The organism is Vibrio sp. F13 (assembly GCF_020806305.2).
GTDB classification, from domain to species: Bacteria; Pseudomonadota; Gammaproteobacteria; order Enterobacterales; family Vibrionaceae; genus Vibrio; species Vibrio crassostreae_C.
This window is the reverse complement of record NZ_CP170175.1, coordinates 337084-350403: the sequence shown is the minus strand read 5'-3', so window position 1 is coordinate 350403 and position 13320 is coordinate 337084. Positions and strand designations below refer to the sequence as shown.

Annotated in this window: 12 protein-coding genes and 1 pseudogene; 7 read left to right on the top strand and 6 right to left on the bottom strand. The window is 43.7% G+C overall.

Annotated features, from left to right (window positions below; translation table 11 throughout):
* Window positions 1-62 precede the first annotated feature (62 nt).
* Both LMH68_RS01640 and LMH68_RS01635 read left to right on the top strand, forming a co-directional pair.
* On the top strand, window positions 63-794 hold the full coding sequence (locus LMH68_RS01640; RefSeq protein ID WP_065583531.1) for a GTPase: 732 nt from the start codon (window positions 63-65) through the stop codon (window positions 792-794).
* Window positions 795-839: 45 nt separating this feature from the next.
* Window positions 840-1982 (top strand): MFS transporter, encoded by a 1143-nt coding sequence (locus LMH68_RS01635; RefSeq protein ID WP_229647238.1) that lies wholly within the window; start codon window positions 840-842, stop codon window positions 1980-1982.
* Between the two features lie 96 nt (window positions 1983-2078).
* Here LMH68_RS01635 and LMH68_RS01630 read toward each other — a convergent pair whose 3' ends face one another.
* On the bottom strand, window positions 2079-3587 hold the full coding sequence (locus tag LMH68_RS01630) for a DUF3360 domain-containing protein (protein WP_229647239.1): 1509 nt from the start codon (window positions 3585-3587) through the stop codon (window positions 2079-2081).
* A gap of 508 nt (window positions 3588-4095) precedes the next feature.
* Between LMH68_RS01630 and LMH68_RS01625 the strand changes: the two genes are divergently transcribed.
* The 3 genes from LMH68_RS01625 (at window position 4096) to LMH68_RS01615 (ending at window position 5774) form a co-directional block, all read left to right on the top strand.
* The gene (locus LMH68_RS01625) at window positions 4096-4434 is read left to right on the top strand and encodes a hypothetical protein (protein WP_017074550.1); all 339 of its coding nucleotides are present in this window, start codon (window positions 4096-4098) and stop codon (window positions 4432-4434) included.
* An 83-nt stretch (window positions 4435-4517) separates the two neighbouring features.
* Window positions 4518-5390 carry a patatin-like phospholipase family protein gene (locus tag LMH68_RS01620; RefSeq protein WP_017070388.1) on the top strand — a complete coding sequence of 291 codons (873 nt, stop codon included), beginning with the start codon at window positions 4518-4520 and terminating at the stop codon, window positions 5388-5390.
* 15 nt (window positions 5391-5405) lie between these two features.
* Window positions 5406-5774, top strand: a complete 369-nt coding sequence (locus LMH68_RS01615) for a hypothetical protein (protein ID WP_032545629.1) — start codon at window positions 5406-5408, stop codon at window positions 5772-5774.
* Window positions 5775-5958: 184 nt separating this feature from the next.
* Here LMH68_RS01615 and LMH68_RS01610 read toward each other — a convergent pair whose 3' ends face one another.
* The 3 genes from LMH68_RS01610 to LMH68_RS01600 form a co-directional block, all read right to left on the bottom strand.
* On the bottom strand, window positions 5959-6639 hold the full coding sequence (locus tag LMH68_RS01610) for a haloacid dehalogenase type II (protein ID WP_229647240.1): 681 nt from the start codon (window positions 6637-6639) through the stop codon (window positions 5959-5961).
* 197 nt (window positions 6640-6836) lie between these two features.
* A complete protein-coding gene (locus LMH68_RS01605; RefSeq protein ID WP_108202643.1) occupies window positions 6837-7640 on the bottom strand; it encodes a MetQ/NlpA family ABC transporter substrate-binding protein in 804 nt (267 codons plus the stop codon).
* A 330-nt stretch (window positions 7641-7970) separates the two neighbouring features.
* On the bottom strand, window positions 7971-8879 hold the full coding sequence (locus tag LMH68_RS01600) for a dienelactone hydrolase family protein (RefSeq protein WP_017059076.1): 909 nt from the start codon (window positions 8877-8879) through the stop codon (window positions 7971-7973).
* Window positions 8880-9287: 408 nt separating this feature from the next.
* Here LMH68_RS01600 and LMH68_RS01595 point away from each other — a divergent pair.
* Window positions 9288-9905, top strand: a pseudogene (locus LMH68_RS01595) (type II secretion system protein).
* Window positions 9906-9925: 20 nt separating this feature from the next.
* Here the strand turns inward: LMH68_RS01595 and LMH68_RS01590 are convergent.
* Window positions 9926-10381 carry an Lrp/AsnC family transcriptional regulator gene (locus tag LMH68_RS01590; RefSeq protein ID WP_017094327.1) on the bottom strand — a complete coding sequence of 152 codons (456 nt, stop codon included), beginning with the start codon at window positions 10379-10381 and terminating at the stop codon, window positions 9926-9928.
* 142 nt (window positions 10382-10523) lie between these two features.
* Between LMH68_RS01590 and LMH68_RS01585 the strand changes: the two genes are divergently transcribed.
* Window positions 10524-12356 carry a PLP-dependent transferase gene (locus LMH68_RS01585; protein WP_229647241.1) on the top strand — a complete coding sequence of 611 codons (1833 nt, stop codon included), beginning with the start codon at window positions 10524-10526 and terminating at the stop codon, window positions 12354-12356.
* Window positions 12357-12656: 300 nt separating this feature from the next.
* On the opposite strand, the gene LMH68_RS01580 is transcribed toward LMH68_RS01585, so the two are convergent.
* On the bottom strand, window positions 12657-13220 hold the full coding sequence (locus LMH68_RS01580; protein WP_229647242.1) for a LysR substrate-binding domain-containing protein: 564 nt from the start codon (window positions 13218-13220) through the stop codon (window positions 12657-12659).
* Window positions 13221-13320: the final 100 nt, after the last annotated feature.

The window sequence follows — 13320 nt, the reverse complement described above, 5'->3', positions numbered from 1 at the left end:
TCTTAATAAGGCACTCGAGAGAGTGTCTTATTGAAGATGTGTGCTGAGGAAAGGAATGGTTTATGAATAATATACAAAACAGTCTCTATAGTTTATTTGACACCCAAGGTGTGAGTCTTTCAAAAGAATACAAGGATTGCATTGAGAAATATTTAGTATCTGATTTGTCTTTCACTTCTGAGATGATGAATGGTTTGGCTCGAACTATTTTTCAAAATAAAAAGATGATGGCTTACTACCTTTTACACAATGCAATCGATGAGGCTAAAGGTGCGGCAAGGTTACGAATGATCGCAGAGCGGTATGCAGATGATGAATTAAGGCCGCTTATGTTGCGTCATTATAACGATGAGATGAATCATTCTACGTTGTTTGCCAGCCTTATCCCTTTTACTGGGTACGAGACAGAAACGCATGAACATGAAGTTCAATATGAGTTAGATAAAGTCATGAACTTTGACGATGAGCTTAAGACATTCCTGTTTAGGGTTCACTCTATTGAAATACGTTCATGGCGTTTACTGTTACTGCATTTGGCGATCATCGATGAGTCTGACGATGATTACATGAAACAAATGCGTCCAACGATTCAAAAAATCTTAGAAGATGAAATGCAGCATGTGTGTTACACCGGGAAATATGTCAGTCGTTGGTTACATGCTGAGCCACACTTAAGCAAAGTTTTTGTTGAGTGCATTACCCACACGAATAAAGAAACATGGGAAGACCTCTCTTCGATGGCTTTATTCATGCGCGATCATATTCATGATTTTCTTTTAGAATCGGCGGTTTAAATGACTCTCTGGCTTAGGCTTTTAACATCGCGGAGCTCATTCGCGATGTTGGTTATCATCGCTATCGCGTCAGTGATAGCGAATACTGGATGGCGAGTCGTGATGAATAACTTCGCTGTCGACACTGTTGGTATGACCGGGGCTGATGTGGGTGTATTGCAGAGTGTCAGGGAAATCCCAGGCTTGCTCTCATTTACCGTTTTGTTTCTGTTGTTCATCGCTTCAGAACAAAGAGTCGCTGTACTGTCGGTTGCAATATTAGGGCTAGGCGTTGCCGTGACGGGGTATTTGCCTTCGATTTATGGCTTCTATTTCAGCACGACGATCATGTCTATTGGTTTCCATTATTTAGAAGCGGTGAACAAATCACTCTCAACACAGTTGTTAGCGACTAAGAACTTCAGTGAATCAATGGGGAAAATTCGATCTGCTGCCTCTTTCTTCTCGATGGTGACTTTTCTATGCATTATGGTCGCGAGCTATCTTTTTGACGTTTCAGATAAGGCTATTTTCTTTACTTGTGGAGCAATATGTTTCTGGCTAGCGGTGTACTTGGTCACGTTTAAAAATACTCATACAGAGGTTAAACAACACACTAAACTCATTGTCCGACGTGAATACACGACCTATTACATTCTTACCTTTTTGAGTGGAGCAAGAAGACAGATCTTTGTGGCATTTGCTGGCTTACTGATGGTGACCAAGTTCCACTATACGATTGCGATGATGGCCGCTTTATTTATGGTATCCAGCTTAGCAGCAACTCTTGCTCTACCTTATGTTGGGAGATTTATCGACCGAGTCGGAGAGAGGCTAGCTTTGATCATTGAGTATGCCGCGTTAGTGTTGGTGTTCCTATCTTACGCATTTGTGGATGATCATTATGCGGCAGCGGGGTTGTATGTTGTCGACAGTATCATTTTTAGTTTTGCGATCGCTTTGAACACCTACTTTAAAAAGACAATTCGGGAAGATGAAGTGGCTTCAACGGCGAGTTTGTCATTCACCATCAACCATATTGCAGCGGTGTTCCTACCATTTCTGTTGGGAATCATCTGGATGTCTGGTTATCAATGGGTGTTTGTTTCTGGAGCAGTGATTGCTTTGATTAGTCTGTTGGTTTCGTTGACTATGGGAACGCAGCTTCATCTGCGAATTAATGGATTCGATAAGCTACAGAAACAATAGCGACACTCATTTATCTCACTGGTTTGATAGATAAAACAAGGCCTCGCGATTGCGAGGCCTTTTTGTGGTCCGACTGAAACTCAATATTAATCGAGCCTAGCGAAAGCTCGGGATAATCGCTGGAATCCCCGGTAGAAGGCCAACCAACGCCATTACGCCACTTAGCACAATAAACATAGTGCCAGGCAACACCCAGCGGCTCATTTTACTCAGTTCACTACTACGTTCTTTACAACCGACTAAGCCTAAGTTATCCAACAGCATGGTGAGAGCCCAACCAAATGCTGGGTTAACGAGCGCTGAAGAAAATACAACAATCGCTGCCGACTGTGTGGTTTTTCCTTCACGCGTCATTTCCATTCCAGCTTCTAGCAATGGAACAAATACCCCAACAATCAGCGCCACACACAGTACAGGTTGCCAGATAGCTAAATCCATCGGGTAACCCCAAACTGCGGCGATGATACAGAACAGAGCTGTGAGCAGCGCGCCGGCAGGAATAGGGCGTTTAGCAATCGCAGCCGGTACGATATAAGTCCCCCATGAAGACGTAAAGTTAGTACCGCCAAGCAGAGAACCGAACGTTTGACGAATTGAGGCCGTGGTCATGGTGTCGTCGATGTTCATGTGTACTTTTTCGGTACGTTCTGGGTAGCTGATCTTTTGGAATACTTGATGCCCTAAGAAATCCGGTGACCACATCGCTACGGCTAGAATCGCAAACGGCAATACCACCATGAAGTGTTCAATCGTCGGTAGGCCTAGCATCCAACCTGTATTTTCTCCCCACCAATACATAGGGTTCATGTTGGGCAAGCCTGGCTCAGTGTGGAAAGCAAATGGGGCGCCCATGGCAAATGCAATCGTACCACCCAACAAGCAGCTAAGAGGTACTGCTAACCAACGTTTGCGGAAGTGTTCCAGTAGCGCGTACAAGATAATGGTGCAAAAGATCACCACAAACGCGATGTGGCTCATACCGATTCCTTCAGCCCAAGCGAAAAGCTTTTTCACTTGAGAGGCGGTTCCAACAAAGCCGAGGTAGAGCAATAAGCCGCCACACACGCCTTTACTGGTGAGGTTGGCCAACATGCTGCCACCTTTACTGATGGCTAAGATGAGGCCAAAAGCGCCAATCAACAGGCCAAACGCCATCGGGTGTCCACCTGCTGCAACCACAATCGGAATCAAAGGGATAAGTGGGCCGTGGGTCCCTGCGAGGTTAGCCGTTGGTAGTAAGAAGCCAGAGAAAAGGATGATGAAAACTGAGGCGATGAGGAGTTCATAACGAACGTTTTCTAGAATGAAGTCTTCATTTAATCCGAGAGCCCCAGCAAAGGTGGCTGCAATAGCGCCCACCATAACCACTTTACCAATGGTCGCCGCCATCGCTGGGATGGTGTCTTCTATCTCAAATCGATAATCTTTAAACGGCAAATTTGGACGCCAGCGCTTAGGCGACATGATTTGCAATTCGTGTTCTAGATACTGTTCTCGGGAATCAAATTCCGATCTTGGTTTATGTTGTTGTTCATAGGTGAGTTCATCCTCATTGGCTTGAGGCTTCTCTGTTTGTATATGTGCGGACTCTAAAGTAGTGCTCATTTTGATTCCTTTCGTTCACACTCTGAGGTGTGTTATTCCAACAAACGTTGTTGACTCACGGCATGAAGTGTAAACAATGCGTCAACTTATAATTAAACATTCATTAACATTTAGTTGTTAGTACCTTATACCAAACCCAAAAAAACAAATAGACTCAGTCGGTTAGACATTAGTCGTAGAGTCGGACGACTAGTATTAGACCCTGTAGATAGTATGTGTCTGTTTATTGGTAGGCTCTTAATTTCAGGAATAACAAAGCCACTTTCAACAACAAATGGTTCGACTCTAAAGACCCAGAAAAAAGTCCAACGACTTACGTTTGGCTGCATGCTTGGTTGCGTTGTGGTGTGATTTGATAGTGACATCTGGTCCAGTTTTATGTTGGATATATTGGGTAATAAGCAGGGGTAGGGATTGCCTCTAGTAGCTCAATTTCTCCTACGTTTAGCCCCTGATAGTGTTAGAATCTCCGCATCAGAACTATCGAGAAACTAGGTATTTATAAACAATGTTTATCCATCACGTAAACGGCATCGACTGGCTGGTGATTACAGCTTTTGAAGAACTGAAACCGATGTTTATCGAAGATGCTGGTCCTATCCCAGCTTACTTCTCTACCACCAGTGAGTTGAGCCTGATTGATCAAGCCAAGCGCAGCTATGGGTTTTTGCCTAAACTCCGCGGTGTGATTACCGACACCGGCACGTATCAAAGTGAAAATCTTGAAGAAGACTTGAACCCACAGCTTGCGTGTATAGTGGAAGGGCGTGGTCGGGTGTTTATCTATCACGGCGACTATGTGGCTTTTGTGGATGACGAGCAAACCTTCATTACCCGAATGAACTGAGAGTGATTCAGTGAGTTGAGATCGGCGAATTGGTAAATCGGCGAGTTAGCCCACCTAGAATTTAAAACTAAAGGATTAATATGATGGCAAAAACGATCTCATTGGTACTTGGCAGTGGTGGCGCAAGAGGCTTGGTTCACGTTGGAGTCATCCGCTGGTTAATTGAGCATGGCTATCAGATAAAATCCATTTCTGGCTGTTCAATTGGCGCACTTATCGGTGGTGTCTACGCTGCGGGCAAGTTGGATGAATTTGAAGAGTGGGTCACCAGTATCGATCAAGGTGATATGGCGATGTTGTTGGACTTTTCATGGCAGTCGAGTGGTATGTTCAAAGGGGACAAGATCATCGACACTCTGCGTGGACTGATCGGCGAGATTTCAATTGAAGATCTGCCCATCCCTTATACCGCAGTTGCCGCTAACGTCGCCGATGAAAAAGAGGTTTGGCTGCAATCAGGTTCTCTGTTTGATGCCATTCGCGCCTCTATCTCTTTGCCACTGTTCTTGACCCCTCACGTTATCAATGGAGAAGTGCTGATTGATGGCGGCGTTCTTAATCCCGTACCGATTGCGCCTACCTTTGGTGATAATACAGACTTTACACTGGCTGTGAATTTAGGTGGTGAACCTGAAATGGTTAAACAGGAAGTGATACCGGTTTCCCTGCCAACAAAAGAGAGCAACCTGCATGAGAAGGTTGTGCATTTTATCGATAACCTCGGTAGCAGTGTAAAAAGCAAAATGAGCTTCAACTTTGCTTTTTACGATATTGCCAACCAAGCATTTGATGCGATGCAATCGACCATTGCTCGCCAAAAGTTGGCCGCTTACCCCGCCGATATCACGCTTGAGATCCCACGCAATGCTTGTGGCACCCTAGAGTTTGATCGCTCACAAGAGATGATCGACAGAGGCTACCACTTAGCACAGGCTAAACTGGGCAATCGACTTTAATGTATTTGCTGCTGAATGAGGGTAACTATGGAAACTGAACTCAAACTATCTGAACTCAAAGAATTGGTCACAACAAAAGATGTCATCGTGCTCACCAGCATAGAAGAGCCTGCTGTATCTTGGTTGATAGATTGCTATCAAGAGAATGCTGATATCCAAATTATCGAGAACGCACACCAACTAGATACTGAAGCGATTTTGTCGCAATGCAGAAGCAGCCTTAACGAAAGTAAAAAGGTCATCCTTACAGCGCAGTTTCGTAGCCAACTGCCTATCATCAATATCGCTTCACTGTGTAATGAGAAGCGCAAGTCATTGATCAATATTGAGCTATTAGGCTGGGATGAAGAAAAACGCGTTCCTCAATCGTACAGTTGTTTTTAGCTTATATTTGTTGCTAGCTTATATTTGTTGCTAGGTAACTGCAGTTTTTAGGTAACCGACAGCGTCTCTATAACCAGAGCAGTTCAACACAAGGTTGATCAAAGCGGTTAAGTCAGTGTCCGGAATTTGTTGACCACTACAGGGTGGTTGTATCGAATCAGGAGTAGAAAAGTCTCTTGAGATTTTACTTGTCTAAATTGTGCTTAATTATCTGTTCTACCACACCATCCATCGTCTTTGAGCTAATCTCCGGCTTCAAATACAAGGAATGATACTCAACGCCTGTGCGGTCTATATAGGCTGCTTGTAAGCCAGCGGATAGCGCACCATGAGTGTCCCAATCATGAGTAGCGACAAGACGAAGGTTTTCGACAGGCTCTTGTAAGGTTTCGGCTGCAAATTTATACACGTCTGAATTTGGTTTGAAACTGCCTGTTTCCTCAACAGAAATGACGGTGTCGAAATAATCGTTTAAGCCCGAGTTCTTGATTTGAGAAGTGATGAGATCGAGGGATGAGTTGGAAAAAGCGACGGTTTTAAAGCCGTTGTTACGCAATTTAAGTAAAGATGCTTTGATATCAGTGTGCGCTGGTAGATTGGCAAAAGAAGTTAACAAGGCACTTTTGCTTTCTGCCGTTAAATCACACTTGTATCGCTGTGCAATAGCGTTGAGCGCTGCATTCGCTAATTCAGAAAAAGTAGATTTTACGTTTGTTGCGATGCAAACCGTTGAAGAGTGTAAAAGCTTTGAAAACCAAAGTGATAATGCATCCTCCTTTCCAAACACCGCTTTAAATTTAGGCTGTAATGACTCCAAATTTAAAACCGTTTCGTTTATATCAAAAAGTATCACTTCTTTTTTCATGCAAAGCCCCCAGATTTAATTGAATTTTATGCTTACATAATCTGCTCTGACGATATGGTTTTCAACCTCCATTCAAGTAACTAAAGCTTTGCTCTCTAATTTGAAAAGAAGCTGGAATGCGTCAACGACAACCCGCCAACTCAAATCTGGCGTTGCTTTATGAGTATCATGCAACGCCAAATCTGAAACGATTTAGCTTAATTTGCGGCTTCGATGGTGCCTTTGAAAGTGCTGTCTAAAAAGTCATTGATCTCTTGTGAGTGGTAAATTGAGATAATCTTTTTATACGTTTCATTATTTTTGTCTTCTTCTCGCGCCGCAACAACCATCACTGCTAAAGGTGCGTCTTTTTTCTCTAAGTAAATGCCTTGTTTCTTAGGGTCGAGTCCAGCCGACATTACATAGTTCATGGTGATTGCAGCAGCATCTACATCGTCAAGAGAGCGGGGTAGCTGCGCGGCATCCACTTCAACAAATCGAATGTTCTTCGGGTTGCTAACAATATCGTTTAAAGACGCGTTGAAACCAGCGTTGTCTTTTAATGAGATCAGCCCTGCATCTTCAAGCAGTAATAGTCCACGCCCGCCATTCGTTGGATCGTTTGGAATCGCGATTCGAGCGTTTTCGGGAATAGAATCAAGCGAAGTGTACTTGTTCGAGTAAATGCCCATACGCATCAAAATTGAACGTCCGATAGAAACTAACTGGCTATCGTGATTGGCATTAAAGTTATCGAGGAATGGCTGATGCTGGTAACTGTTCAGTTGGATACTTCCATCATCTAATGCTGCGTTAGGGGTGATATAGTCTGAGAACTCGACGAGTTCAATGTTTATCCCTTGCTTTGCTGCTTCTTTGGCAACAGCTTGTACAACTTGTGCATGTGGGCCAACTGTCGCCCCAATCTTGATGACAGCCTCGTCTTTTTTTCCACATCCTGTTACACCGAATACGAAAGCTAATGCCAACAGGGATGCTGTGATTTTTTTGTAGCTGTTCATGATAACTCCATTTAATAAATAAAAGACATGTAGACGTCTAGCTATCTATATTATCTATTTGCGCGATCGGGTCAATAGGTTTGTTTGAAGCGAAGTTACATTGATGAGCGGTTAAGTCAGTGAATCAACGAGGCTTCTGTACGTGAGACTCGACCGACAATCCCCTTCTAACCCCCTTGGTTTACATCTCAAATCTATTGTTGGTAATGGAAAAAGGAGGAACTGATTACCGACCAACAAAGGCCTCGCGAGTGCGAGGCCTTTTGGGTTTTGTAGGGAATAGGGCAGTCACTCGGAATCTAAAGAAAACGGGTTCAGTAAAGCTAACTATTAAGAAAGCTTTTGGTTAAAGAACTCAAGTGTACGTTTCCAAGCTAACTCTGCTTCTTCTTCAGCATAGCGGCCAGTTGAATCGTTATGGAAGCCATGGTTCACGCCGTCATAGATGTAAGCTGTGTAGTCTGCTTCGTTCTCTTTGAGTTCGGCTTCATAATCTGGCCAAGTCGCATTCACGCGTTTATCGATTCCCGCAAATTGGATGAGCAAGGGGCCTTTTACATTTTTTCTTAAATCTGGTGCGGCAGGAGTACCATAAAATGGAACGCCTGCATCGAGTTGCTCTGGCATGACAGCGGCCAACATATTCACGATATAGCCACCGAAGCAGAAACCGACTGCGCCTAGCTTACCGTTACTTTTTTCATGGGACTTCAAGAAGTTTGCCGCTGCGATAAAGTCTTCTTCGATTTTCTCTTTTGATAGCGACTTCTGCATCGTTCGACCTTCATCATCATTACCTGGATACCCGCCAAGCGAATAGAGTGCATCAGGTGCAAACGCAATAAACCCCGCCGCTGCGAGTCGTCTTGCCACATCCTTTATGTATGGATTGAGGCCTCTATTTTCATGAATGACCAATACAACAGGCGCATTGCCCTCTAACTCTTTGGGTACAACCAAGTAACCATAGCCTTCGCCGTGTCCTTTAGGTGAAGGAAACTTCTCGTAGGTTGCTTTGATGGAAGGGTCATTGAAAGAGACTTGCTCTGCCTGCGCATAATTAGGAATCAGTGCAGAAGTTAGCGTCGTCATGGTTAAGCCAAGTACAGCTAGCCCAGATAGACGAGCCATAAACTCTCTGCGATCAATCAGGCCGTGTGCATATTCGTCGTACCAATCAAATGCTTCTTGAGGGATAGATCGAGTCGGCGTTGATTGAGATTCGGTATTTGGATTCATAACTTTTCCTTGTTGTGAGTTGTTTGACCAATCAACTATAGTGGAAAATTTGATATAATTGAACGATCGCTCAGTAACTTTTGAGCTATTTGTTATATCAAAGTACAAAAATTAGATGACAGTCCGATAAAACGATCACTTCGAATCGATTTCCATCGCTTTGGTTTGTTTTACGGAGCAATTCAATACAAGGTTGATTTGAGGGTTAAGTCAGTGAAGTCGGGTGTGATGATTGTTTGTTTTTAGGGAGGCTCTAAATCGAAGTTGGGCACATTAGAGCTAGGCTTATTTTCCGTAGACATGGACAAGTAAGTTTCAATGCAAAACGCTTGATTTTACTCTGGTATAATCTTTCTCATAGGGACGACCTTAGCGTTATTAGAACCTTCTTGATGAGAGATAAAATAGATGTTGAAACTTCTGCGTCAGATAAAAAAATGGAAACTTGTAACGTTTGGCTTACTGATGCTCATTGCCGCTTTTTTTATCTACAACCAGTTCGGGAACCGTATGTCCCGTGTCGACGAGGCAAAATTTCTAATCGGCCAGCTGAATACTGTTTTGGATGCCGCTTAGCAATATTCTCGTGATAATGGCTCTCTGCCTCCTATTGCTTCCGATACCGATACGAACTTCGGCTACTTAAACATCAATCACTTAATTGCAAATCCGGGCTTATCCACATGGAAAGGGCCGTACCTACCTTATGAAGATACATGGATAGGTGGCAATCAGTACATCGACCACCCAGATTACATAGCAACGCAATTACTGCTTAAGGAAAAGGATAGTCTTTGGATAAGAGGAAGCTCCGAGACAGGTTGCGAATCGTCATCATCCACTTGCTCTGTTGCAGCTTGTATATGGTTGGTACCAACAAAAGTGGCACAAGAAATTAATCAGATTGTGGACGGCAACACGGATATAGAAAGTTCGAATACGACCGGAAAAGTACGTTACGACAAAGCTTTTGGCGGCGCACTTATCTGTATGATTGGAGATGACTATCCAATGTCTTCTATATAGACAAATTAAGTCGTTTCTAATTATCTCACTGGCAGCTTCGTTTTTGTTTTTACCTGACCAAAGGCGAAGCTGGATTCGATAGAAGCTATATTGGGTAGGCGGGTTAGTTGCTTGCGGATAAATTGCTCGTAGCTTTTGAGCGATTCACTGACCACATGCAAAAGGTAGTCGTGATTGCCTGTCATCAGAAAGCACTCTAACACCTCATCAATCACTTCAATGTGTTGTTCAAAGTCTCGCATATTCTCTTCAGTTGGCTTTTCAAGCTTCACCAACACAAACACATTAACGGGCAGGCCACACGCTTCTTGGTCAACGCTGGCGTGATAGCCACGTATAATCCCTTGTTTCTCTAATGACCGAACTCGACGCAAACAAGGAGATGGCGACAGTGCCACGCGATCGGCCAACTCTTGATTGGTGAGCCGAGCGTTGCTTTGCAGTTCAGCCAGTATTTTCTTGTCGATCTCGTCCATTGGCATATTCCATCAATATTGGGTTTAGCTTGGCAATATTATTGCTCAAAGTGTATGTCTTACTTTGCAAATAGCAATTTTTAACATCTGCCCAAAACTAAAATTAAAGGAGGAACAACAAGCATGGAATGACTTAGCAATTATGAATACTTCAACTCAACTTAGCCCGCTGCGTAAAACCACCAAACACGAACAAGCAGAAGCTCTTGCCGTTGAGCAAGCAAAGCATTTTGGTATCGACCCAAATAGCGATTACGGCATCACGCTGATTGAACTGGCGACGACACTGTACCAAGTCAATACCAAGACACACGATCTTTGGGCATTGACGGTTGATGGACTTTCAGAGCTCGATAAAAGTGACCGAATCGCTTGGTTTAACGCCAAACGTTTTTTGTCATTCCAGATCGCTAAGATCCTCGATAATCTGCAAAACCCAATGCGCGCCACTTACCAGTCTATTGCCACCAATAATGGTAATTTTGCGTCTAAAGGTGCGTATCCAATTTTCGATAATGTCGCTGCTATATTTTCTGCAAGCCCTGTGATTACACGTACCGCGACCTATTTGTTTGCGTGTACAGAATGGATTGAAGATGCGTTTAACGGTAAAGAGCCGTTGCACGATATATATTCTCGACTGCTTAACCCTACATCGATTTCACTGGCTAACCATATGGTTGATATCGAGGCAGGCTCTAGAGCCAACGAATACCTCGCATGGAACTTTAACTCGGGTATGGCGGCTATTGATGGGTTGTTGAGCCACTTGCTCGTGCATGAAGACATTGTTTTGGCTTCACGCAATATCTACGGTGGTTCTTACCAGCTGTTGGAAGATTGGTTTGGAAAACCTTCTAATCTGAATGTCGCGGTAGAGTGGGTGGATGGTTACTCCGGTGATGAGTTTGCGACGCGCCTTGATGAGTTTGCGACGCGCCTTGATGAGGTTGCTGATAAATACGCAGATCGCATCGCTGCAGGTAAGAAAATCTACGTTTACCTAGAGTCACCGTGTAACCCGCATGGATACGTGTTGGATGTTGCTAGCATCAGTAAAGCTGGTCACTCTCGTGGTTGGGATGTGATTGTTGACTCAACAGTGGGTACACCATTGTTGCACCCAGTACTAAAACGTGACGATGTGATGGAAAGACCAGATTATGTGATTCACTCCTACACCAAAGAACTGGCGGGTTCTGGCACCACAACTGCTGGGGTTGTGATTGGTCGCAATGAGACTATGTTTGTGCCAAAAGGAGAGGAGGTCACTTTCACCAAGCCCAACGGTGATGAGGCCAAAATCCTATGGAACGAAACGCTGTTTTGGAATGTGTACTACATTAAGGGTGCATTCCTAGATGCAGATAAAGCGTTTGAAGTGCTCAATGGTATGAAAACGTATGAGATGCGAGTGGTGCAAAAAACGATTAATACACTGACTCTCGCGAAGATCTTTGATGCTCACCCAGACATCAATGTGTCGTGTCCTGCTTTGCCAGATAGTGATAACTATGAACACTGCCAGAACAACATGTACTTGGGGCTACCAGCGGCGCTTTTCACTATCGATATGGAAGGCAATGGCGACCGTGCGCCAATCAATCGAGATGGCTTCAAACAGTTCTTCGACATGCTTGAGCCCGCTATCGGCATGCAAGTAAGTTTAGGGCAAACCAATACAGTGGCGCTGTGTCCAGCACTGACTACGCACTCAGAACTCAGTGATGAAGCGCTCAATGAAGCCGGTATCAAACCGACGACAATGCGTATCTCTATTGGCTTGGAAGATCCTCGAATGTTCATTGCTCATATTGTCGAGGCGGCTAAATTGTCGATTGACCGCAACCACGTAGATTTCTCATCCAGCTTCCCGAGTGGTGACAATATCGATGAAATCTATATGCAAACTTATATGGATGTACACCAGAAGTTTGTGAAAAGCTTGCCGAAGTTCAGTCAGCTGAGTCAGTAACTTAGGTCAGTAAGGAAAGCTAACAAGAGAAGTCAGCGAAGTAGGTTAGCTGTAAACGTTAAATGAAAAACGTAAGGCCTCGCATGTACGAGGCCTTTTGGTTTTCGAGTAATAACATAAACCAATCTAGAATAAATCTTAGAAAAATGCATCGATGAATCACCTAATAGCCTTTAACTCGTAGAATATGGGTAATTCATTTCTTATAACATAAGGCAAATATGAGTGGAAAAAGTAGTTTTTTGGACAACACTGATGTTGAGCACTTTTTCCACTCAATGAAGCTGCAATTAACGTTGGCTAGGGTCCTTTAATTAAAGACGCTATCGCCCCAAAACTCGGCGCACTAGCCACGATTTTTCTCTTCACTCCTCGTTTTTTAAGTATTGTGTCTATCTCGGTTTGGTGAGAATGCTCAAAAGACATGATGGCGTGAGGTTTGGAGCAATATTGCTCTATCGTTGTTGGCGGTGTTTGCTTTTGAGGATTGTAAAAACAGACCTCTTGGTCAGAAAACAACTTAGTTTGAATTAAATCCGACTCGTTACTCATTAGTTCAGGTGACAAAACAAAATCTACATCGCCAGACCGAAGTAATGAAGCCCACTGAAGTTGAGTTCTGGCTGGAGCTATGTGCAGCGAACTCATCGGCGCTGCTTTCTGGAAATCATGAAACATAGGTTTTATAACGGTTTCTATTTCATAGTCGTTAGCCGCGATGGAAAAAACTTTATCATCTATTAGTGGGTTGTATTGTTGTGAGCTTGCGAAGGCTTGCATCGCTATTACGATTTCTCTGGCTTTTTCAATAAGTTCTCCCGCCTTTGGCGTAGGCGCGATGCCTCTTCCTGAAGTGACAAACAATTCATTTTTTATGGATCAGGTCGCTGCTTTAAGTATTGCGCTGATTATACATCACCTTTGAATTGGGTAGCTAAATTTACTATGCCACTAGACACCTTTT